Annotated in this window: 20 protein-coding genes and 1 pseudogene; 11 read left to right on the top strand and 10 right to left on the bottom strand. The window is 65.7% G+C overall.

Going from position 1 to position 19,999, the window contains the following annotated elements:
- Positions 1–711, top strand: a pseudogene (locus ACIQ67_RS11035) (polyphosphate kinase 1); the annotation flags it as partial.
- 27 nt (positions 712–738) lie between these two features.
- On the opposite strand, the gene ppx reads toward ACIQ67_RS11035, so the two are convergent.
- The gene (gene ppx / locus ACIQ67_RS11040) at positions 739–2,244 is read right to left on the bottom strand and encodes an exopolyphosphatase (protein WP_397534413.1); all 1,506 of its coding nucleotides are present in this window, start codon (positions 2,242–2,244) and stop codon (positions 739–741) included.
- 115 nt (positions 2,245–2,359) lie between these two features.
- Here ppx and ACIQ67_RS11045 point away from each other — a divergent pair, with 115 nt between their 5' ends.
- Both ACIQ67_RS11045 and ACIQ67_RS11050 read left to right on the top strand, forming a co-directional pair.
- Positions 2,360–3,232 (top strand): dienelactone hydrolase family protein, encoded by an 873-nt coding sequence (locus ACIQ67_RS11045; protein ID WP_397534414.1) that lies wholly within the window; start codon positions 2,360–2,362, stop codon positions 3,230–3,232.
- A gap of 94 nt (positions 3,233–3,326) precedes the next feature.
- A complete protein-coding gene (locus tag ACIQ67_RS11050) occupies positions 3,327–4,097 on the top strand; it encodes a ZIP family metal transporter (RefSeq protein WP_397534415.1) in 771 nt (256 codons plus the stop codon).
- A gap of 301 nt (positions 4,098–4,398) precedes the next feature.
- Here the strand turns inward: ACIQ67_RS11050 and ACIQ67_RS11055 are convergent, their stop codons facing one another.
- The 4 genes from ACIQ67_RS11055 to ACIQ67_RS11070 all read right to left on the bottom strand — a co-directional run bounded on the left by ACIQ67_RS11055 (position 4,399) and on the right by ACIQ67_RS11070 (position 7,870).
- Complete coding sequence (locus tag ACIQ67_RS11055; protein WP_397534416.1) at positions 4,399–4,833, bottom strand: universal stress protein; 435 nt, start codon at positions 4,831–4,833, stop codon at positions 4,399–4,401.
- Positions 4,834–4,920: 87 nt separating this feature from the next.
- Positions 4,921–5,778 (bottom strand): sulfurtransferase, encoded by an 858-nt coding sequence (locus ACIQ67_RS11060; protein ID WP_397534417.1) that lies wholly within the window; start codon positions 5,776–5,778, stop codon positions 4,921–4,923.
- Positions 5,775–6,668, bottom strand: a complete 894-nt coding sequence (locus ACIQ67_RS11065) for a DMT family transporter (RefSeq protein ID WP_397534418.1) — start codon at positions 6,666–6,668, stop codon at positions 5,775–5,777. The genes ACIQ67_RS11060 and ACIQ67_RS11065 overlap by 4 nt, the downstream gene beginning before the upstream one ends.
- Positions 6,669–6,757: 89 nt before the next feature.
- Positions 6,758–7,870, bottom strand: a complete 1,113-nt coding sequence (locus ACIQ67_RS11070; protein ID WP_397534419.1) for an aromatic ring-hydroxylating dioxygenase subunit alpha — start codon at positions 7,868–7,870, stop codon at positions 6,758–6,760.
- Positions 7,871–8,190: 320 nt separating this feature from the next.
- Between ACIQ67_RS11070 and ACIQ67_RS11075 the strand changes: the two genes are divergently transcribed.
- The 3 genes from ACIQ67_RS11075 to dxs are packed head-to-tail and all read left to right on the top strand — an operon-like array spanning position 8,191 to position 11,278.
- On the top strand, positions 8,191–8,445 hold the full coding sequence (locus ACIQ67_RS11075) for an exodeoxyribonuclease VII small subunit (protein ID WP_397534420.1): 255 nt from the start codon (positions 8,191–8,193) through the stop codon (positions 8,443–8,445).
- A 3-nt stretch (positions 8,446–8,448) separates the two neighbouring features.
- Complete coding sequence (locus tag ACIQ67_RS11080; RefSeq protein ID WP_397534421.1) at positions 8,449–9,336, top strand: polyprenyl synthetase family protein; 888 nt, start codon at positions 8,449–8,451, stop codon at positions 9,334–9,336.
- A gap of 16 nt (positions 9,337–9,352) precedes the next feature.
- Positions 9,353–11,278, top strand: a complete 1,926-nt coding sequence (dxs, locus tag ACIQ67_RS11085; protein WP_397534422.1) for a 1-deoxy-D-xylulose-5-phosphate synthase — start codon at positions 9,353–9,355, stop codon at positions 11,276–11,278.
- 58 nt (positions 11,279–11,336) lie between these two features.
- Here dxs and ACIQ67_RS11090 read toward each other — a convergent pair whose 3' ends face one another.
- Entirely contained in the window at positions 11,337–12,251 is a 915-nt protein-coding gene (locus ACIQ67_RS11090; protein ID WP_397534423.1) for a LysR family transcriptional regulator, read from the bottom strand.
- A gap of 103 nt (positions 12,252–12,354) precedes the next feature.
- On the opposite strand from ACIQ67_RS11090, the gene lysA reads away from it, so the two are divergent.
- From lysA to ahpF, 3 genes are all read left to right on the top strand, one after another.
- Positions 12,355–13,602, top strand: a complete 1,248-nt coding sequence (gene lysA / locus ACIQ67_RS11095; RefSeq protein WP_397534424.1) for a diaminopimelate decarboxylase — start codon at positions 12,355–12,357, stop codon at positions 13,600–13,602.
- 154 nt (positions 13,603–13,756) lie between these two features.
- Entirely contained in the window at positions 13,757–14,320 is a 564-nt protein-coding gene (gene ahpC, locus ACIQ67_RS11100) for an alkyl hydroperoxide reductase subunit C (protein ID WP_397534425.1), read from the top strand.
- Between the two features lie 166 nt (positions 14,321–14,486).
- Positions 14,487–16,040 (top strand): alkyl hydroperoxide reductase subunit F, encoded by a 1,554-nt coding sequence (gene ahpF / locus ACIQ67_RS11105; RefSeq protein WP_397534426.1) that lies wholly within the window; start codon positions 14,487–14,489, stop codon positions 16,038–16,040.
- Between the two features lie 6 nt (positions 16,041–16,046).
- On the opposite strand, the gene rarD is transcribed toward ahpF, so the two are convergent.
- The gene (rarD, locus tag ACIQ67_RS11110; protein ID WP_397534427.1) at positions 16,047–16,934 is read right to left on the bottom strand and encodes an EamA family transporter RarD; all 888 of its coding nucleotides are present in this window, start codon (positions 16,932–16,934) and stop codon (positions 16,047–16,049) included.
- Between the two features lie 81 nt (positions 16,935–17,015).
- On the opposite strand from rarD, the gene ACIQ67_RS11115 reads away from it, so the two are divergent.
- Positions 17,016–17,579: a GNAT family N-acetyltransferase gene (locus ACIQ67_RS11115; RefSeq protein WP_397534428.1), complete on the top strand. Its 564-nt coding sequence runs from the start codon at positions 17,016–17,018 to the stop codon at positions 17,577–17,579.
- Here ACIQ67_RS11115 and ACIQ67_RS11120 read toward each other — a convergent pair.
- Entirely contained in the window at positions 17,564–18,304 is a 741-nt protein-coding gene (locus tag ACIQ67_RS11120; RefSeq protein WP_397534429.1) for a pseudouridine synthase, read from the bottom strand. The genes ACIQ67_RS11115 and ACIQ67_RS11120 overlap by 16 nt on opposite strands.
- A 137-nt stretch (positions 18,305–18,441) precedes the next feature.
- On the opposite strand from ACIQ67_RS11120, the gene ACIQ67_RS11125 reads away from it, so the two are divergent.
- On the top strand, positions 18,442–18,564 hold the full coding sequence (locus ACIQ67_RS11125; RefSeq protein WP_397534430.1) for a hypothetical protein: 123 nt from the start codon (positions 18,442–18,444) through the stop codon (positions 18,562–18,564).
- A gap of 19 nt (positions 18,565–18,583) precedes the next feature.
- Here the strand turns inward: ACIQ67_RS11125 and ACIQ67_RS11130 are convergent, their stop codons facing one another.
- Both ACIQ67_RS11130 and ACIQ67_RS11135 read right to left on the bottom strand, forming a co-directional pair.
- Positions 18,584–18,994 (bottom strand): YchJ family protein, encoded by a 411-nt coding sequence (locus tag ACIQ67_RS11130; protein ID WP_397534431.1) that lies wholly within the window; start codon positions 18,992–18,994, stop codon positions 18,584–18,586.
- A complete protein-coding gene (locus tag ACIQ67_RS11135; protein WP_397534432.1) occupies positions 18,984–19,955 on the bottom strand; it encodes a GNAT family N-acetyltransferase in 972 nt (323 codons plus the stop codon). Before ACIQ67_RS11135 ends, ACIQ67_RS11130 begins: the two co-directional genes overlap by 11 nt.
- Between the last annotated feature and the right edge of the window lie 44 nt (positions 19,956–19,999).

The following is a 19,999-nucleotide window of genomic DNA, read 5'->3' on the forward strand; positions in this document are numbered from 1 at the left end:
AAGCGCTACGCCCATCTGTCGACCGGCAACTACAACCCCAAGACGGCGCGCCTGTATACCGACCTGGGCTGCCTGACGGCCGATCCGGATATGACCTCGGATGTGGACACGGTGTTCCGCCAGCTGGCCTCCTTGTCACGCTTCAAGCCGCCGAAGCGCCTGCTGCTAGCACCCTTCAATATGCACCAGCGCATGATGGAAATGCTGGGCCAGGTGGCTGCAGCTGCACGGGCCGGCTACGCGGCGCGCGTGGTGTTGAAGATCAACGCGCTGACCGATACGGAGATGATCCGCGGGCTGATCGAAGCCGGACAGGCTGGCGCCAAGATCGACCTGATCGTGCGCGGCGCCTGCATGCTGCCGCCGGGGCTGCCGGGGCAGACCGACAACATCCTGGTGCGCTCGGTGGTCGGCCGCTTTCTGGAGCATTCACGCGTCAGCTACTTCCGCTGGGGTGATGGTGACGACCAGGAGGCGCTGTACCTGTCCAGCGCCGACTGGATGAGCCGCAATATGTTCCGCCGCATCGAGGTGGCCTGGCCGGTGCTCGATCCCAAGCTGCGCCAGCGCGTCATCGACGAGGCACTGCAGCCGTATCTGCATGACGGCCGGGACGCGTGGCAGCTGGGGCCGGACGGGCAGTCGCACCGCATCAGCAGCAGCGGCGCCAGCGCTCAGCAGGCCCTGATGCGACGCTACAGCGGCGATTGAGTCAAGAGCCGCTTCAAGGCGGCTTCATCAGCCGACGAGCAGTCGCAGGTTGAGCGCACTGGTCCTCGACCAGGCATCGACCTCTTCCTGCAGCAGGTAGACGGCGCGTGGCAGCCGCTTGGCCCAGTTGCGGGCCACATGGATGCAGACGCCCTGACGATCGCGCGTCAGCTTGAGTGCCTGCGGGCTGAACTCGGCCCTCGAATGGCAGGCCAGCACGGCCAGGCGCAGGCTCAGCAGCTGCGTCATGAAGCTGGCATCGCCGAATTGGTGTTCCAGCTTGCGCAGGCCGCCGCGCTGACCCAGGGCCAGCTCGCCCAGCCGGCGCAGCTGGCTTTGCGAGAAGCCCGGCGCGTCCACATGGGCCAGCAGATAGGCGCTGTGACGGTGGTGGTCGTGGTGCGACACCATCATGCCGATCTCGTGCAGGGCCGCGGCCCAGCCCAGTTCGCGTTGCAGTTCGCGCGCAGCCTGCGGCATCAGCTGCTTGTAAAGGGAAAGGGACAGGCGGCGCACTCGCTCGGCCTGCAGGCGGTCGACGTCATAGCGCTGCTGCAGCGACGCCACCGAGTGGTCACGCATATCGCCGCGGCCCGCGTTGCGCTCGGCTTCCAGACGCTCAGCCAGATCGAAGATCACGCCTTGGCGCAGCGCGCCCTTGGCTGGATAGAGCACGGCGATGTCGAAATGCGTCAGCAGCGTGTAGAGGATGCACAGGCCGCCGGCCACGACCGCGCGGCGATCATCCTTGAGCCCGGGCAGCTTGAGCTTGTCGATATGACCGGCCTCCAGGCACTGCTGGATGCACCAGCGCAGCGCTGCCGGCGTGATGCTGCCATCGGTGATTCCATTAGCCGCCAGCAGCTGCGAGACCGCGCCCACCGTGCCCGAGGAGCCCAGCGCTTCGCGCCAGCGCGAGCGGTCGAACAACGACAGCGCTTCCTCAAGCTCAGCACCTGCCGCGACCTGCGCGGCGCGGAAAGCCTCCGGGGTGTAGCGGCCATCAGGGAAAAAGCGCATCGACAGGCTGACGCTGCCGACCTGGAAAGATTCGGCCAGCTGCGGCTGGCGCCCCTGGCCCAGGATCATCTCGGTGGAACGGCCGCCGATGTCGATCACCAGGCGCGGCTGCTCGGAGGCTTGAAGGCGCGCCACGCCGGCGTAGATCAGGCGGGCCTCTTCGCGGCCGGAGATGACTTCAATCGGGAAGCCGAGCGTTTTCTCGGCGCGGCGCAGGAAGGCGTCGCGGTTGCGCGCCTCGCGCAGCGTCTGCGTGGCGACCGCGCGCACGCGCTCGGGTGGCACGCCCTTTAGGTGGCCGGCAAAGCGCGCCAGGCAGGCCAGCCCGCGCTGGCTGGCCTCTTCCGTCAGCAGGCCCTGCTCATCGAGACCCGCCCCCAGCCGCACGGTTTCCTTCAGATACTCCAGCCGCTTGTATTGGCCCCGGTGCAACTGGGCGAGTTCGAGGCGAAAGCTGTTGGAGCCGATGTCGATGGCAGCCAGCGGCGCCGCGGAGGAGACGGTGGAAAGCATGCCCGCATTGTCGGTGGAAAAGCGTCAGCTCCGGCACTGCTTGGCGCAGCTGCCTAGAATCCAACGGTCCGGGCAGTCTGCCGGTTTCGTCCATGAACACCGCAAGGAGCGCGAGATGATCAATGAGGAGTTGAACAGCCTGGTCCCAGGCCGAGACTTCAGTCGCCGCACGTTCGTCCAGACAGCGGTTGGCAGCGGCTTCGCGGCCGCGGTGCTGCCGGTGGCGGCCAGCACCATCAAGACCGATGCGCAGGGCCTGGAAGCCGGCGAGGTGATGATTCCGGTCGGCGACTTCAAGATGCCGGCCTACCGCGCCATGCCTGCTGGCGGCAAGAATCTGCCGGTGGTGCTGGTGATCAGCGAGATCTTCGGCGTGCATGAGCACATCGCCGATGTGGCGCGCCGCTTCGCCAAGCTGGGCTATATGGCGATCGCGCCCGAGATGTTCGTGCGCCAGGGCGATGCCGGTTCCTATGGTGAGGTCGCCAAGCTGGTGGCCGAGGTCATCTCCAAGGTGCCCGACGAGCAGGTGATGGCTGATCTGGATGCCAGCGTCGCCTGGGCCAAGACGCAGGGTGCCGATGTCTCCCGGCTGGGCGTCACCGGCTTCTGCTGGGGCGGACGCATCACCTGGCTGTATGCCGCGCACAACCCGGCCGTGAAGGCCGGTGTGGCATGGTACGGCCGCCTCGTCGGCAACAGCACGCCGCTGACGCCGCGCCATCCGGTGGATGTGGCCGGCCGCATTGCCGGCCCGGTGCTGGGCCTGTATGGCGGCCAGGACCCCGGCATCCCGCTTGACACGGTTGATAAGATGAAAACTGCTCTGAACCAAGGCTCCGCAGCTGCCAAGCGTAGTGAGTTCCACATCTACGCCGACGCGCCGCATGCCTTCCATGCCGACTACCGCCCCAGCTATCGCAAGGATGCGGCTGAAGACGGCTGGAAGCGTTGCACCGCCTGGTTCAAGGCAAACGGCCTGGCCTGACGGCGAGTCGGGGCCGGGCTGCTGAAGCCACAGGGCTGATGAACAGACCGCGCCATTTGGGCGCGGTTTGTCTTTGCGGCCGAACAGGATGCCTATGACTCTTTTGTATATCGTGCTGACGACCTTCGCGGGCGGCCTGCTGTCCGTGCTGATCGCGGCCAGTTTGACCGTCGGCCTGCTGGGTCGCCTTGTCAAGAACCTGGTGAGCCTGTCGACTGGCGTGCTGCTTGGCACCGCGCTGCTGCATGTGCTGCCCGAAGCCTTTGAAGGCCAGGCCAGTTCGCATGAGCTGTTCCTGACGCTGCTGGGCGGCCTGCTGTTTTTCTTCCTGCTGGAGAAGGCCGAGCTGTACCGCCACACCCATCATCACGAGGGCGATGGCCATCATCACCATCACCATTTCGACACGCAGCAGGCCGGGCGTGGCGGCATGTCGGTGCTGGTGGGCGACAGCATCCACAATTTCTGCGACGGCGTGATCATCGCGGCGGCCTTTCTGGCCGACACGCATCTGGGTTTCGTCACCGCGATGGCCATCGTGGCGCACGAGATTCCGCAGGAGGTGGGTGACTACATCGTGTTGCTGAACGCCGGTTTCAGCCGCGCGCGCGCCTTGCTCTACAACGCGATCTCCGGCCTGGCGGCGGTGCTGGGCGGGGTGTTGGGCTATTTTGTCGTCGGCCCCTGGGAATCGCTGTTCCCCTACCTGCTGGTGGTGGCGTCAAGCAGCTTTGTCTATGTGGCGGTGGCCGACCTGATCCCGCAGTTGCAACGCCGTCTGCCTTGGCGCGACACGATCGCACAGCTGGCCTGGCTGGGCGCCGGTCTCGCCCTTGTTTCCCTCCTCGTGAACAGCAGTCACTGAGCCCGGACACACGACAGGCCCTGCGGCCTGTCGTGCGCCTGGCGGAGGCCTGACCGCCTACGAGCGGACGGGCTGATACGGTCTCGCCTTCGAGCGCATGACTTCGTTGGTTCGCCTTGCCGTGCCAAAGCACTGTCTGAGGCTTCCGGCCTCGTCCTGCGCTTGAAGGCGAAACCGTATGGGCTGCTCGCGGAAAGGTCCTGCGGCCGGTGACTTGCCCCGGGCCTATGTTCTTCCTGCCAACGAAAAGGGCCAGGTCTTGCCTGGCCCTTCCTCATGGCTGAAAACGAATGCAGCGCTGTCAGCGCACCACCAGCACCGGGATCGTGCTGTGGGTCAGCAGCTTCTGGGTTTCGCTGCCCAGCAGCAGGGCCTGGACGCCGCGGCGGCCGTGCGAGGCCATCACGACCAGATCGGCCTGCTTGTCCTTGACGTGGTCAATGATGGCTTCCCAGGCGTGCACGGCTTCGACGGTATGGCCTTCGCAAGGCACGCCGGCAGCCTGTGCCGCGGCCAGCACGGCCTTGATGCGGCCGCCTGCGATGCGCTCCTGCGCGTCGAAGAACTCCTGCGGCGGAGTCGGCTGCATCTCCGACACCGCGCTGTAGGGGAAGGGTTCCTTGACGCTGATGGCGAACAGCTGGGCGCCATGCGTCTTGGCCATCTCGATGGCCGTGGTGACAGCCTTGCTGGTGATTTCGGATCCGTCGGTCGGGATCACGATGCGCTTGAACATGCGGGCTCTCCTCGGTTGTGGCCCGTGAGTCGGGCTGTGTGTCGAATCTTGCCCGCCTGCTGGAAACGCGTCTTGCGCAATATCAAGTCAGCCCGTGGCGATGGGGCGGGTCGGGTCGCTGGACCACTCGCTCCAGGAGCCGGCGTAGAGTGTGCCGAGGCCCAGACCGGCATGCGCCATGGCCAGCAGGTTGTGGCAGGCGGTGACGCCCGAGCCGCATTGGTGGACCACATCGGCAGCGGCATACGGGGCGATCATTGGCTCGAACGCGGCACGCAGCTCAGCAGCGGGCTTGAAGCGACCTTGCGGATTCAGGTTGCCCGCGAAGGCGCGGTTGCTGGCGCCGGGGATGTGGCCGGCCTTGGTGTCCAGCGGCTCCACTTCGCCGCGAAAGCGCTCGGCGGCGCGGGCGTCGATCAAGCGCAGGCGGCCGAGACGGCGCTGCAATGCATCGGCGCTGATGCTGTCGACCAGCGGCGTGCCAGGCACGAAGGCACTGGGATGGGGCGGTGTGGGCAGTTCGCTGCTGAGGGCGCCGCCGGCGTCCCGCCAGGCTTGCAGACCGCCGTCGAGCACGGCAACAGCAGCATGCCCCAGCCAGTGCAGCATCCACCAGGCACGTGCGCCATACATGCCGCCTTGGGCGTCGTAGCAGATCACCTGCGTGCGTGCGTGCAGACCCAGGGAGGCCATACGGTCGGCGAACGCCTCGCGGCTCGGCAGCGGGTGGCGTCCGTTGCGGCCGGTCTTCGGCGCGCTGAGGTCGCGGTCCAGGTGCATGTAGTGCGCGCCTGGCAGATGGCCGCTTGCATAAGCCTGCGCGCCGGCTTCGGTGTTTGCCAGGTCGAAACTGAGGTCGAGCAGCAGCAGGGGCTGTCCGGCGTCGATCAGGGCCTGCAGTTGCTGCGCGCTGATCAGGGTCTGATAGGAGGACTGTGTTGTCATGAGTCGGTCACCGAGTGTTGGCTGTCCTTGGGGGTGGCGCGGCTGCGCAGCAGGGTAGCGCCGAGGCCGGCGCCCACGATCAGCAGGATGCCGGCCAGCGCTGAAAGCGAAAGTTTGTCCTGGAACAGCAGCACGCCGTACATCACCGCGAACACGATGCCCAGGTATTGCAGGCTGGCATTGACCAGCGGCGAGCCTCGGCCGTAGGCGCGCGTCATCATCAGTTGCGCCAGCGTGGCCAGCACGCCGACCGCCAGCAGCAGCGCTGCGCCGTGCAAGCTGTGGGAATGCCATTGGCCCAGCGCGGTGTTCATCAGCGCGCCGGCAATGGCTCCGCCCAGCGAGAAGTAGAAGACGATGCGGTACTCGGGCTCGCCGGCGCGGCCCAGCGTCGTCACCTGCAGATAGGCCATGGCTGACAGCATGCCGGACAGCAGGCCGGCCAGGCCGTGCCAGAGCTGCTGCTGCTCCATGGTCGGGCGCAGCACCAGCGCGACACCGGCAAAGCCCAGCAGCACAGCGGCCACCAGTCGTGGATCGACCCGGCGGCTGCCCAGCATGACCGCGCCGCCGATCAGGAACAGCGCCATCCAGACCGAGGACATGTAGTTCAACGTCATCGCTGTGGCCAAGGGCAGGTTGGCAATCGAATAGAACCACAGCGACAGCGCACTGACCCCGCTGAGGCTGCGCCAGAAGTGCATGGCCGGCACCCGGGTGGCGAGGGTCAGGCCTTGCCAGCGCGCCAGCAGGCCCATCATCAGCACGCCGATCAGGCCGCGGTACATCACGATCTCGCCGGTGTCGTAGAACTCCGACGCCAGCTTGACGCACACCCCCATGGTGGCGAACAGGAAGCTGGCGGCAATCATCAGGACGGGCGCGGACATGGGGCCGATTGTGGCCCGGCCAAAAACAAACGCCCCGCTGGCAGCTGCCATGCGGGGCGTTTGGAGACTGTGGCGATTGCGCGCCGGTCTCAGCCTTTGAAGTTCATCTTGCGGCGATACCACTCGTGGAAATGCTGCATGCCGTCCTCCATCGGGCTCTGGTAGGGTCCGACCTCGTTGTCGCCGCGCTGCATCAGGGCTTTGCGGCCGGCGTCCATGCGTTCAGCGATCTCGTCGTCCTCGATACAGGTTTCCATGTAGGCGGCCTGCTGGGCTTCGACGAAATCGCGCTCGAAGGCGGCGATCTCTTCCGGGTAATAGAACTCCACCCGGTTCAGCGTCTTGTCAGGGCTGATCGGGTGCAGCGTCGAGACAGTGAGTACATGCGGATACCACTCCACCATGATGTGCGGGTAGTAGGTCAGCCAGATCGCGCCGCGCTCGGGCAGCTTGCCTTCGCGGTACTTCAGCAGGGCGTCGTGCCAGCGCTGGTAGGTGGGCGAGCCGGGACGGCCAAAGCCCGATGACACGCCGACGGTCTGCACCGAGTAGTTCTCCTCGAATTCCCACTTCAGGTCGTCGCAGGTGACGAACTGGCCCAGACCCGGATGGAAGGGGCCGACGTGGTAGTCCTCCAGATAGACCTCGATGAAGGTCTTCCAGTTGTAGTTGCACTCGTGCAGCTCGACTTTGTCCAGCACATAGCCCGAGAAATCCAGCTCGGCGGCCGGCCCCAGCTTGGCCAGGCTGCCTGCCACGTCATGGCCGTTGTCCTCGAACAGCAGGCCGTTCCACTCGCGCAGCTTGTAGTTGTTGAGGTTCAGGCAGGGGTCTTCGGCAAAGTGCGGCGCGCCGATCAGCTTGCCTTCCAGGCCATAGGTCCAGCGATGCAGCGGGCAGACGATGCTGTTCTTCGTGTTGCCTCGCCCACGCAGCATCAAGGCCTGGCGATGGCGGCAGACATTCGAGATCAGCTGGATGCCGTTTGGCGTGCGTACCAGCGCGCGGCCCTCGCCTTCGTGGGGCAGGGCGTAGTAGTCGCCAACCTCGGGCACGGCCAGTGCGTGTCCAAGGTAGCGCGGACCAGGTCGGAAGATTTGCTCGAGTTCCTTGCGGAACAGGGCCTCATCGAAATAGGAAGTAACAGGCAGCTGGGTCGAGCTGCGTTCAAGCGCCGAGAGAGTGATGCTCAGGTCGGACATGATCCAAGAGGGTCTCCAAGAAACCAATGTCAACCCCCCGGCGGCCGTTGTCGCTGGCTGGAGGCTGCAGCGCGGAGCCGGGTTTGTGTCAAAAAGCCCGGCTCGGAACGTTGTCCGGAGCCGGGCTCCCAGGGTGCTGCAGCAGTCTTTAAGGTCTTCTGCAGCGAGGGCAGGATTCTAACCGCGGGAGTTCATCGGTACCCGCGCAGGGCCAAACTGCGTGTGGGCGCCGGCTGTGGCGCCGGGCTGACAGCATTCACCCCTACGGGGGGCGGGGGCCAAGTCAGGCCCCACTACAATCGCCGTTTCGCATTTCCGCAATGACCAAATCCTCCGCCAGTGCCAAGAACGCGCCCCAGAAGGACGCCGTTTCACCCAGTTACGAGCAAGCGCTTGATGAACTGGAGCGTCTGGTAGCGTCCATGGAGGCCGGTCAACTGCCTCTCGATCAACTGCTGGCCAGCTACAAGCGCGGGGCCGAGTTGCTCGGCTTCTGCCGCGAGCGTCTGCAAGCGGTTGAACAGCAGGTCAAGGTGCTGGAGGGTGGGGACTTGAAGCCATGGGGAGAGACCTGAGCGATGGACGCTGGCGTGTTTGAACAATGGATGCAGCGCTCACTGCGGGGCGTCGAACTGGCGCTGGAGCAATGGGTGCCTGCATCGGCACCGGCTGGCCTGGGCGAGGCCATGCGCTACGCCGTCCTTGACGGTGGCAAGCGGCTGCGCCCCCTGCTGGTGATGGCCGCCTGCGAGGCGGTCCAGGGCGAGGCCGAGGCTGCCATGCGGGCTGCCTGCGCGGTCGAGTTGATCCATGCCTATTCTCTGGTGCATGACGATATGCCCTGCATGGACAACGACGTGCTGCGGCGTGGCAAGCCAACCGTCCATGTGGCCTTCGGTGAAGCGCAGGCCATGCTGGCGGGCGACGCCATGCAGGCGCTGGCCTTCGAGGTGTTGACGCCGGACAGCGGTGTCGAGCCGGCTCTGCAAGCCAAGCTGTGTGCCTTGCTGGCGCGCTCGGCCGGCCATGCCGGCATGGCCGGTGGCCAGGCGATCGATCTGGCGAGCGTCGGCCTGCAACTGGATGAGCAATCGCTGCGCGACATGCACCGTCGCAAGACCGGCGTCTTGCTGCAAGCCAGCGTGCTGATGGGCGCCGCTTGTGGCGCGAGCACGCCCAAGTCCTGGCAGGCGCTGTCGGACTATGGCGCGGCGATCGGGCTGGCCTTCCAGGTGGTTGACGACATCCTGGATGTGACGCAGGACTCGCAGGTGCTGGGCAAGACGGCTGGCAAGGATCAGGATGCGAACAAGCCGACCTATGTGAGCGTGCTTGGCTTGGACGAAGCGAAGGCCTATGCCTGTCGGCTTCGCGACGAGGCGCACTGCGCCCTTAACGCCAGTGGGCTGGCAAACACGGCCTGGTTGAGCCTGCTGGCTGACAAGGTTGTCGAGCGCGAGAATTGAGCAGAGACCTCGGGTGATGAACTATCCCTTGCTGAAAACCATTGCGAGTCCGGCGGACCTGCGGCGCTTGCCGCGCTCCGATCTCAAGCAAGTGGCGGACGAGCTGCGCAACTACGTGCTGGAGTCGGTCTCCAAGACCGGCGGCCACCTGGGCTCCAACCTGGGCACGGTGGAGCTGACTGTCGCGCTGCACTATGTCTTCAACACGCCGGAAGACCGGCTGGTGTGGGACGTCGGCCACCAGACTTATCCGCACAAGGTGCTGACCGGCCGGCGCGAGCAGATGTCCGGCCTGCGCCAGCTGGGCGGCATCAGCGGCTTCCCGCGCCGCGACGAGAGCGAGTACGACACCTTCGGCACCGGCCATTCCAGCACCTCGATCTCGGCCGCGCATGGCATGGCGATGGCCGCCAAGATCAAGGGCGAGAGCCGCAAGGCCGTGGCCATCATCGGCGACGGCTCGATGACGGCTGGCATGGCCTTCGAGGCGCTGAACAATGCGGGCATCGCGCATGGCGGCCTGATGGGCGATGTGCTGGTGATCCTGAACGACAACGACATGTCGATCAGCCCGCCAGTGGGCGCGCTGAACAAGTATCTGGCGCGCCTGATGAGCGGCAAGTTCTACGCCGCGGCGCGTGAGGGCGCCAAATCGGTGCTGAAGAACACGCCGCTGTATGAGTTTGCGCGCCGCTTCGAGGAGCACACCAAGGGCATGGTCGTGCCCGGCACCATCTTCGAGGAGTTCGGCTTCAACTACGTCGGCCCCATCGATGGCCATGACCTGGAATCGCTGATCCCGACGCTGGAGAATCTGCGCGACAAGCGGGGCCCGCAGTTCCTGCATGTGGTCACCAAGAAGGGCCAGGGCTACAAGCTGGCCGAGGCCGATCCGGTCAAGTACCACGCGGCATCGGCCAAGTTCGATCCGGCGGTGGGTTTCGTGAAGCCGCAGTCGCCGCCGAAGCCGGCCTTCATGAACATCTTCGGGGAGTGGCTCTGCGACATGGCCGAGCAAGACCCGCGTCTGGTCGGCATCACGCCGGCTATGCGCGAGGGCTCGGGTATGGTGGAGTTCCACAAGCGCTTTCCGACCCGCTACTACGACGTCGGCATCGCCGAACAGCATTCGGTGACGTTTGCCGCCGGTCTGGCCTGCGAGGGGCTCAAACCAGTGGTCGCGATCTATTCGACCTTCCTGCAGCGCGCCTACGACCAGATGGTGCACGATGTAGCGATCCAGAACCTGCCCGTCCTGTTTGCGCTGGACCGGGCCGGCCTGGTCGGTGCAGACGGTGCCACGCATGCCGGCAACTACGACATCGCGTACACCCGCTGTATCCCGAACATGGCGGTGCTGACCCCGGCTGATGAGAATGAATGCCGCCAGGCCTTGTTCACCGGCTTTCAGCACGCGGGCCCGGTCACGGTGCGCTACCCACGCGGCTCAGGCGTGGGCACCGAGGTCCAGAAACAGATGCAGGCCCTGCCCTGGGGCAAGGGCGAGATCCGTCGGCAGTCGACGCGCGGCGCTGCCCGCCCGGGCGACGCCCCGCGCATTGCAATTCTGGCCTTCGGCACCTTGCTCTACCCGGCGCTGAAGGCGGCCGAGGCGCTGGATGCGACCGTGGCGAACATGCGTTTTGCCAAGCCGCTGGACCATGAACTGGTGGCTGAACTGGCGCGCAGCCATGACGTACTGGTGACGCTGGAAGACGGCTGCATCATGGGCGGCGCCGGCAGTGCCGTGTTGGAGAGCCTGCAAGCCGCCGGGCTCAGCCTGCCGGTGCTGCAGCTCGGCCTGCCCGATGAGTTCATCGAGCATGGCGATCCAGGCAAGCTGATGTCGCTGTGCGGTCTGGATGCCGCCGGCATCGAGCAGAGCATCCTGAAGCGTTTCGGCGCGCGGCCTTCGCTGCTGCGCCCTGCGGCCAACAGCTGAGACCAGGCCCTGATTGCAAAGCCGGGCACGCGCCCGGCTTTGCTGTTTTTGCGCGGACTCAAGGCACCAGTTGGCCCAGGCGCTGCTGCAGGTCGATGGCTTCGGCCCTCAGTGCCGCCTGCATCGCTCCGCTCAAGCCATGCTGCGCACGCAACAGGGGGCGGGCCAGCCAGACCTCGTAGGGCACCGAGACCGAGAAGCGTCGCAAGGTGATGCCGTGCCCTTCGCAGGCCAGGGCAGTCAAGGGATTGACGATGGCCACGCCCAGGCCATGCCGCACCATCTCGCAAAGGGCCACCGCGCTGTGGGTTTGCAGGCTCAGAAGGCGGCGCACGCCGTGTTCGGCAAAGACGGCATCGACCTGTTGGCGGTATGGGTCAGCACTGCCCAGGCTCAGGAAGGGCAAGCCCTCGAAGTCCTGCGGACTCAGAACGGCCTTGGACAGCAAGGCATGGGCGCTGGGCAGAACACAGACCTCGTCGGCACTCATCAGTTGCTCCATCTCCAGCCCGGCGGCGGGCAGCGCCTTTTCGGTCAGCCCAAGATCGAAGCGTTGAGCCTGCAGCCAATCGTCCAGTAGCGGCGGCTCCTGCGGGGTGATGCTTGCTGCGGCGCCAGCATGCTGCTGTTGGAGCCGCGCGCAGGCGCCAGGCAGCAGGGCGTGGCTCAGCGCAGGCAGGCACAGCAGCTCCAGCGTGCCCAGATCGTCACGGGCGAGTTCCAGCGCGCGGGCGCTGACCTGCTCCAGTCCTTGGTAGGCGCGCTGCACCGCTTCGAATAGCGCCAGTGCGCGGCGGGTTGGCCGCAGCCGGCCGCCCTGCCGTTCGAACAGCGCATAGCCTAGCAGCTGCTCCACGCGCGCCAGTTCGCGGCTGACCGTGGGCTGCGAAGTGTGCAGCAAGGCTGCAGCGGATGTAACGCTGCCGGCCGTCATCACGGCGCGAAAGACTTCGATGTGGCGGTGGCTGAGCATGGCTGAACATATCAGATGTGAATGCGTAACGGAAACAAAAGCATTTGAATGAATTGCGGGGCGCAGGCATGCTGCAAGCTTCATCTCCCAGCTGTCCAACACCATGCCGCATCCCGTCTCCGCCCCCTTGCTGTGGTCGCTCGCCGAACGCTTTGGCACCCCGCTGTGGGTCTATGACGCCCAACTGATCCGCGAGCGCATCGCTGCGCTGAAGTCCTTCGACACCATCCGCTTCGCGCAGAAGGCCTGCTCGAACACCCACATCCTGCGGCTGATGCGCGAGCAGGGCGTCAAGGTGGACGCGGTCTCCCGCGGCGAGATCCTGCGGGCACTGGCTGCTGGTTATCGCGCTGGGGGTCTTGATTCGGAGATTGTTTTCACGGCCGACCTGGTGGACCGGCAGACCTTGGCCACCGTGGTCGAGCATGGCGTGCCGGTGAACGCCGGTTCCATCGACATGCTGGGCCAGCTCGGTGCGGCTTCACCGGGGCACAAGGTCTGGCTGCGCATCAACCCGGGTTTCGGTCATGGCCACAGCAACAAGACCAATACCGGCGGTGAGCACAGCAAGCATGGCATCTGGCATACCGAGCTGGGTGCCGCGCTGGACGCGGTACGTCAGCATGGCCTGCAGCTGGTGGGCCTGCACATGCACATCGGCTCAGGCGTGGATTACGGGCATCTGGCCGAGGTCTGCGGTGCCATGGTCGACCTGGTGCGTCAGGCCCACGCCGCAGGTCATGACCTGCATGCCATCTCGGCCGGCGGCGGCTTGTCGATTCCCTACCGGGGCGGTGATGCGGTGATCGACACCGGCCACTACTTCGGGCTCTGGGACGCAGCGCGCCGGCAGGCCGAAGCCGTGCTGGGCCACGCGCTGGCGCTGGAGATCGAGCCAGGCCGCTATCTGGTGGCCGAGTCCGGCCTGCTGCTGGCCGAGGTGCGCGCCACCAAGAATGCCGGGCGCAACCATTTCGTGCTGGTCGATGCGGGCTTCAATGAGCTGATGCGCCCGGCCATGTATGGCAGCTTCCATGCGATGACCGTGCTGCCGCGCGACGGCGTTCAGCGCCCGAGCCGGCCCAGCGTGGTGGCTGGCCCGCTGTGCGAGTCGGGCGATGTGTTCACGCAGGAAGACGGCGGCGTGGTGGCGCCGCGTGAGCTGGCCGAGGCCTGCGTCGGCGACCTGCTGGTGATCCACGACACCGGGGCCTATGGCGCGTCGATGTCCAGCAACTACAACAGCCGACCTCTGATTGCCGAAGTGCTGGTCGAGGGCGCCGATCCCGCCTCGGCTCGCCTGATCCGCCGCCGCCAGACGGTAGAGGAGCTGCTGGCGCTGGAGGCCTGAGGCTCTAAGTTATTGCTATCGCACAACTTTTAAGCGATAGCTGAGATTAATAGGCTTGGGCAATGGTGGCGATTTGATTAATCAAAACTAAGAGTTCGGTTGCGGCAATATGATTCGATCCATTCCTTCACCCGCAACCACAACGGAACTCACCATGTCCCTGATCAACACCCAAGTCCAACCGTTCAAGGCCCAGGCTTTCCACAACGGCAAGTTCATCGAAGTGACCGAGGCTTCGCTGAAGGGCAAGTGGTCCGTGCTGATCTTCATGCCGGCCGCTTTCACCTTCAACTGCCCGACCGAGATCGAAGACGCGGCTGAGCACTATGCCGAGTTCCAGAAGGCAGGCGCCGAGGTCTACATCGTCACCACCGACACCCACTTCTCGCACAAGGTGTGGCACGAGACGTCGCCGGCTGTCGGCAAGGCCAAGTTCCCGCTGGTGGGCGACCCCACCCACGCCCTGACCAACGCTTTCGGCGTGCACATCCCTGAAGAAGGCCTGGCCCTGCGCGGCACCTTCGTGATCAACCCGGATGGCGTGATCAAGACCATGGAAGTGCATTCGAACGAAATCGCACGTGACGTCAAGGAAACCGTGCGCAAGCTGAAGGCCGCCCAGTACACCGCCGCCAACCCCGGCCAGGTCTGCCCGGCCAAGTGGAACGAAGGCGCCAAGACGCTGACCCCGTCGCTGGACCTGGTTGGCAAGATCTAAACCAGATCTGCCCACCCCGTGTTGAGGCTCCTCCTCACCACACTGCAATTGCATGCCCCGCGAGCCCTGTCGGCTCGCCGGGGATGCCCCTGGCCGACTCATTTTTCGCAATGGAGGCCAGCTCTCAAAGTCGCTTGATCGAACACTCAGTAGAAGGATGCACACCATGTTGGACGACAACCTCAAGGCACAGCTCAAGGCCTATCTGGAGCGCGTGACCCTGCCGTTCGAGATCGAGGCATCACTGAGCGACTCTGAGAGCTCCCGCGAATTGCAGCAGTTGCTGCAGGACATCGCCGCGATGTCCGACAAGATCGCGCTGAAGACAGACGGCCAGGATGCGCGCCGTCCTTCTTTCACGCTGAAGCGCACCGGCACCGAGCAAAGCCTGCGCTTTGCCGCCATCCCGCTGGGCCATGAATTCACCTCGCTGGTGCTGGCCCTGCTGTGGACCGGTGGCCACCCACCCAAGGTCGAGGCGGACGTGATCGAGCAGATCAAGGCCCTGGACGGCGACTTCAGCTTCGAGGTCTACATGTCCCTGAGCTGCCACAACTGCCCGGACGTGGTGCAGGCGCTGTCGCTGATGAGCGTGCTGAACCCCAAGGTCAAGACTGTCATCGTTGACGGCGCGCTGTTCCAGGACGAGGTCAATGCCCGCGAAATCATGGCCGTGCCGAGCATCTACCTGAACGGTGCACCCTTTGGTTCGGGCCGCATGACGGTGGAAGAGATTGTGGCCAAGCTCGATACCGGCGCCGCGGCGCGCGATGCCGCCAAGCTGTCCGCTAAGGACGCCTTCGATGTGCTGATCGTCGGCGGCGGCCCGGCTGGCGCGGCCGCAGCGGTCTATGCCGCCCGCAAGGGCATCCGCACCGGCGTGGCGGCCGAGCGCTTCGGCGGCCAGGTCAACGACACGCTGGCGATCGAAAACTACATCTCGGTGCTGGAGACCGACGGCCCGAAGTTCGCCGCAGCGCTGGAGCAGCACGTCAAGCACTACGACGTGGACATCATGAACCTGCAACGCGCCGACAAGCTGATCCCGGCTGCACAGCCCGGCGGCCTGATCGAGGTGCAACTGGCCAATGGCGGCGTGCTCAAGAGCAAGACTGTGATCTTGTCCACCGGCGCGCGTTGGAGAAACGTTAACGTGCCTGGCGAGCAGGAATACAAGAACAAGGGCGTGGCCTACTGCCCGCATTGCGACGGACCGCTGTTCAAGGGCAAGCGCGTGGCAGTGATCGGCGGGGGCAACTCAGGTGTTGAGGCCGCGATCGACCTGGCCGGCATCGTCGCCCACGTCAGCCTGCTGGAATTCGGCGATGCGCTTCGTGCCGACGCGGTGCTGGTGAAGAAGCTGCAAAGCCTGCCCAATGTTTCGATCCACACCCAGGCACAGACCACCGAGTTCACCGGCGAGGGCGGCAAGCTCAACGGCCTGAACTACACCGACCGTGCCAGCGGCGAAGCCCGGCGCATCGAGTTGGAAGGCGTGTTCGTGCAGATCGGTCTGGTGCCCAATACCGAATGGCTGCGTGGCACGGTTGAGCTGAGCAAGTTCGGAGAGATCATCGTCGACGCCAAGGGCCACACCTCGGTGCCGGGCGTGTTCGCCGCCGGTGATGTGACGACCGTGCCCTACAAGCAGATCGTGATCGCCGCGGGCGACGGTGCGAAGGCAGCGCTGTCCGCCTTCGATCACCTGATTCGCAACTGATCGCTTTCAGGCCGAGGGTCGGCGGCTGCGCCACAGACCCTCGGCGCTGTAGACCACCAGCGCAGTCCAGATAAGCACAAAGCCCAGCACGCGTGCGCCGCCGAAGGGCTCTTGATACAGCCAGACGCCCAGCCCGAACTGCAGACTGGGCGAGATGTATTGCAGCAGCCCTAGTGTGGCCAGCGGAATGCGGCGCGCACCGGCGGCAAACAGCAGCAAGGGCAGGGCGGTCAGCGGGCCGGCAAACATCAGCAGCCCCAGGTCCGCCATATCGGCTTGCGCAAATGCGCTGCTGCCTTGGTGGGTCCACCAGGCCAGCGCTGCAGCGGCCACTGGCGTCAGCAGCATGGTCTCCAGCGCCAGGCCCTCCAGCGCACCCAGCTTGGCGATCTTGCGCAGCAGTCCGTACACACCGAAGCTAACCGCCAACACCAGCGCTACCCAGGGCAAGTGCCCGGTCAGCACGGTCAGCCACAGCACGCCGGCCGCCGCCAGCCCCACCGCCAGCCACTGCATCGGGCGCGGGCGCTCACGCAGGAACACAAAGCCCAGCGCCACATTGACCAGTGGGTTGATGAAGTAGCCCAGGCTGGCGTCCAGCACATGGTCGTTCTGCACTGCCCAGACATAGACCAGCCAGTTCAGCGACAGCAGCAGCGCCGATACCGCAAACGCAGCCAGCACGCGAGGCTGCTTCAGCACCTCGCCCAGCCAGGCCCAGCGCCGCAGCAGGGCCAGCAGGCCCAGCACGAAGACCATGCACCACAGCGTGCGGTGCGCCACCACCTCCAGCGCTGGCACATCGGCCACCTGCTTGAAGTAGAGTGGAAACAGACCCCATGCCGCATAGGCGAGGGCGGCGCTCAGCACGCCTTTGGATACTTCAGAAGTCATCGATGTCGCAGCGCCTGGGCAGGCAGTTCAGAACCAGCATTGTCGCGGCCGCCTGCACTGCCCCTGCGTCACAATCGGGACATGAGCGAAAACAGCTTCCCTGACTTGCAGACTGAGCGTCTGCGCCTTCGAGAGATTGTGGCGGCCGATGCGCCGGCGCTGCTGGACATCCACTCCGACCGGGAGGCCATGCGCTGGTTCGGAACCGACCCCTTGCAGGATCTGGCGCAGGCCGAACAGCTCGTCAACACCTTTGCAAGTTGGCGGCTCTTGCCCGCGCCCGGCACCCGTTGGGGCCTGGAGCGCAAGTCGGACGGCCAGCTGATCGGCAGCTGCGGCTTGTTCAACTGGAACCGCAATTGGCGGCGCTGCATCCTGGGCTATGAACTGGCCCGCCCGGCCTGGGGCCAGGGCCTGATGAGCGAAGCTCTGCGCGCGGTGCTGCCCTGGGGCTACAGCCCGCAGGGCATGGCGCTGAACCGGGTGGAAGCGATGATCCATGCCGAGAACGCGCCGTCGCTGAAGCTGGCGGAACAACTGGGCTTCCAGTTGGAAGGACGCTTGCGCGAAGTGGCCTTCTGGGGTGGCCGCCATCACGACCTGCTGCTGCACGCCCGGCTGGCCAGCGATCAGGTGCCTGGCTGATCCGCGTCCGGCGCAGCGTCCCACTGCCATTCGCCGCGTTCACGCAAGCGCTGCCATTCCGGCCCCAGCGGCGCCTGCAGGCGCAGCATCTCGCCGCTGGCCGGGTGCCGCAACTCCAGCGCGCAGGCATGCAGCCACAGTCGCTGCAACCCAACAAAGCCTGCCACCGCTCGGTTCAGCGGACCCTTGCCATGGGTGGCATCTCCGATGATGGGGTGCGTGAGGTGCTTGAAGTGGCGGCGGATCTGATGCCGGCGCCCTGTTTCGGGCCGGGCCTCGAGCAGCGCGTAGCGGCTGGTCTCGAAACGCGGGTCCACCACCAGCGGCCACTCGACGCGGCCGAGCCGTCGCCAAGCGGTGCGTGAGGGCAGCAGCTCCTGCCCGGCCGACGCGCGCTCCGGGTCACGCGCCAAGTGGTGTTCGATCAGGCCACCGCGCTCGGCAGGCCAACCGCGCACCAGCGCGATATAGCGCTTCGTCATGGCGCCCGTCTCAAAAGCCTGGCCCAGCAGCGAAGCCACCTCGGCCGACAGGGCGAACAGCAGCACGCCCGAAGTGCCCTTGTCGAGCCGGTGCACCGGCCAGACCGGGCGGCCCAGTTGGTCGCGCAGCATCTGCAGCGCGAAGTGCTGCTCATGCGCATCCAGCGCGCTGCGATGCACCAGCAGCCCGGCCGGCTTGTCGATGGCCGCAAGCTGCTCATCGAGGTGAAGAATGTTCAGCATCCCGTGAATAAGTGGTCTGGGGCTAGGTTTTGCCCCACAAAGGGGGAAAGACGACAGGCACTGTCAACCGAAACAATGCTGTCACACGTTGCATCCATCATGTCAACGCGAAACGCAGAAGTTCTGGAGTGCCCACCATGCCTGAAATCGTGACTGTCGGACGTCGTTCGCCGCTGGCTGCGGCGCTGGACTGGATCTTGTCCGTGTTTGGACGCGACCCGCTGAGCTGGCCGCCGCGCCAGCAACGCCTGGGCCGCTGACACGCCGGCGGCGCGAGAGCTATTTCAGCTCGCCGTCGAGGTAGTACCAGACGCCATCCTCGCGCACGAAGCGGCTGATCTCATGCAGCCGGTGCGCCCGCCCGCCAAGCTTGCTGCGGGCCACGAATTCCACCGTTGCATGCTCGGCATCTTGTGAAAGATGCTGCCGCACTTCCAGCCCTAGCCACTTCAAGCCCGCCTGATCGGGCGCCAACTCGGCCGGTCGCGTGCTGGCATGCCAGCTGGCCTGCAAATAGGCCATATCTCTCCGCACGAAGGCGCTGTAGCGCGAGCGCATCAGTGCTTCAGCGCTCGCAGCGCCCAGCCTGCCATCAGCGGCAAAGCTCTGGTGCAGCGCGCCGCAGCAGTCGGCATAGGGTCGGCTACTGCCGCATGGGCAGGGCTCGTCGTTCTTGTTCTCAGCGCTCATCCAGCTCAAGTTCCCAAGTCTCTCCGACCAGATCATGCCCGAAGCTGTGGTGCGCTTCGCTGGCGATCAGCCGGTAGCCCTGGGCGGCATAGATGCCGCGTGCGGCGCCTAGCAGGCTGTTGGTCCACAGACGGATGCGGCGGTAGCCGGCCTGGCGCGCAAAGTCTTCGCAGCGCGTTACCAACTGCTTGCCAAGGCCCAGGCCGCGCGCCGCGGGCTCCACCAGCAACATGCGCAACTGGGCCATGCCCTCCAGCGGCGCGCCTGACACGTCGTCCCGGGCCTGGACCAAGAAGACGCAGCCCAGGCGCTCGGCGCCCGCACCTTCGCCGCGGACGGCGATCCAGCCGGCTTCGCGTGATGGATCGAAGCGTTCGATGAACTGCGCGGCGATCTGTGCCACCAGGGCCTCGAAACGCAGGTCCCAGCCGTATTCATGCGCATACAGAGCGCCATGGCGGCCGATCACCCAGCCGAGGTCGCCGCTTTGCAGCGGCCGCAACTGCGTCTCGCCTGGCGCCTCATCGCCCAGCATGGCCTGCACGCGCTCCAGTGCGCGTAGCAGGCGATGTTGCTGCGGCGCGTTGAGCCGCGCCAGCATCTGGCTGGTCTGCGCCTGGCTGCCCTGGTCCAGCGGCGCGAAGGCGCGGCGGCCGGCCGCCGTCAGCGTGAGCAGCGATTGCCTGGCGTCGGCCGGATTGGCGCGGGCCTTGATGAGGCCACGTTCTCGCAGGCCCTTGAGTAGGCGGCTCAGATAGCCCAAGTCCAGCTTCAGCTCGTGCGCGAGTGCGGTGGCGCTCAGCGGCGCGCCGGCATGCGCGAACTCCCACAGCAGGCGGGCCTCGCTGAGGCTGAACTCGGTGCGCGACAGGCCTTCCTCCAGCACGCCGATGCGGCGCGTATAGAAACGGTTGAAAGCACGAACGGCGGCGATGTGTGCGGCGGTGTCGGTGGCGTCCATGCTCCGCATCTTCGTTCTGATGCTTGCTTTTGGCAAGCAATTGA

Origin of the sequence: Roseateles sp. (assembly GCF_044373315.1) — a bacterium.
Classification (GTDB): domain Bacteria; phylum Pseudomonadota; class Gammaproteobacteria; order Burkholderiales; family Burkholderiaceae_C; genus JACDQM01.

Bases quoted from the DNA above. Each gene is read 5' to 3' on its own strand.
- ppx (WP_397534413.1), bottom strand. From the start codon at position 2,244: ATGCTTTCCACCGTCTCCTCCGCGGCGCCGCTGGCTGCCATCGACATC.
- ACIQ67_RS11045 (WP_397534414.1), top strand. From the start codon at position 2,360: ATGATCAATGAGGAGTTGAACAGCCTGGTCCCAGGCCGAGACTTCAGT.
- ACIQ67_RS11050 (WP_397534415.1), top strand. From the start codon at position 3,327: ATGACTCTTTTGTATATCGTGCTGACGACCTTCGCGGGCGGCCTGCTG.
- ACIQ67_RS11055 (WP_397534416.1), bottom strand. From the start codon at position 4,833: ATGTTCAAGCGCATCGTGATCCCGACCGACGGATCCGAAATCACCAGC.
- ACIQ67_RS11060 (WP_397534417.1), bottom strand. From the start codon at position 5,778: ATGACAACACAGTCCTCCTATCAGACCCTGATCAGCGCGCAGCAACTG.
- ACIQ67_RS11065 (WP_397534418.1), bottom strand. From the start codon at position 6,668: ATGTCCGCGCCCGTCCTGATGATTGCCGCCAGCTTCCTGTTCGCCACC.
- ACIQ67_RS11070 (WP_397534419.1), bottom strand. From the start codon at position 7,870: ATGTCCGACCTGAGCATCACTCTCTCGGCGCTTGAACGCAGCTCGACC.
- ACIQ67_RS11075 (WP_397534420.1), top strand. From the start codon at position 8,191: ATGACCAAATCCTCCGCCAGTGCCAAGAACGCGCCCCAGAAGGACGCC.
- ACIQ67_RS11080 (WP_397534421.1), top strand. From the start codon at position 8,449: ATGGACGCTGGCGTGTTTGAACAATGGATGCAGCGCTCACTGCGGGGC.
- dxs (WP_397534422.1), top strand. From the start codon at position 9,353: ATGAACTATCCCTTGCTGAAAACCATTGCGAGTCCGGCGGACCTGCGG.
- ACIQ67_RS11090 (WP_397534423.1), bottom strand. From the start codon at position 12,251: ATGCTCAGCCACCGCCACATCGAAGTCTTTCGCGCCGTGATGACGGCC.
- lysA (WP_397534424.1), top strand. From the start codon at position 12,355: ATGCCGCATCCCGTCTCCGCCCCCTTGCTGTGGTCGCTCGCCGAACGC.
- ahpC (WP_397534425.1), top strand. From the start codon at position 13,757: ATGTCCCTGATCAACACCCAAGTCCAACCGTTCAAGGCCCAGGCTTTC.
- ahpF (WP_397534426.1), top strand. From the start codon at position 14,487: ATGTTGGACGACAACCTCAAGGCACAGCTCAAGGCCTATCTGGAGCGC.
- rarD (WP_397534427.1), bottom strand. From the start codon at position 16,934: ATGACTTCTGAAGTATCCAAAGGCGTGCTGAGCGCCGCCCTCGCCTAT.
- ACIQ67_RS11115 (WP_397534428.1), top strand. From the start codon at position 17,016: ATGAGCGAAAACAGCTTCCCTGACTTGCAGACTGAGCGTCTGCGCCTT.
- ACIQ67_RS11120 (WP_397534429.1), bottom strand. From the start codon at position 18,304: ATGCTGAACATTCTTCACCTCGATGAGCAGCTTGCGGCCATCGACAAG.
- ACIQ67_RS11125 (WP_397534430.1), top strand. From the start codon at position 18,442: ATGCCTGAAATCGTGACTGTCGGACGTCGTTCGCCGCTGGCTGCGGCG.
- ACIQ67_RS11130 (WP_397534431.1), bottom strand. From the start codon at position 18,994: ATGAGCGCTGAGAACAAGAACGACGAGCCCTGCCCATGCGGCAGTAGC.
- ACIQ67_RS11135 (WP_397534432.1), bottom strand. From the start codon at position 19,955: ATGGACGCCACCGACACCGCCGCACACATCGCCGCCGTTCGTGCTTTC.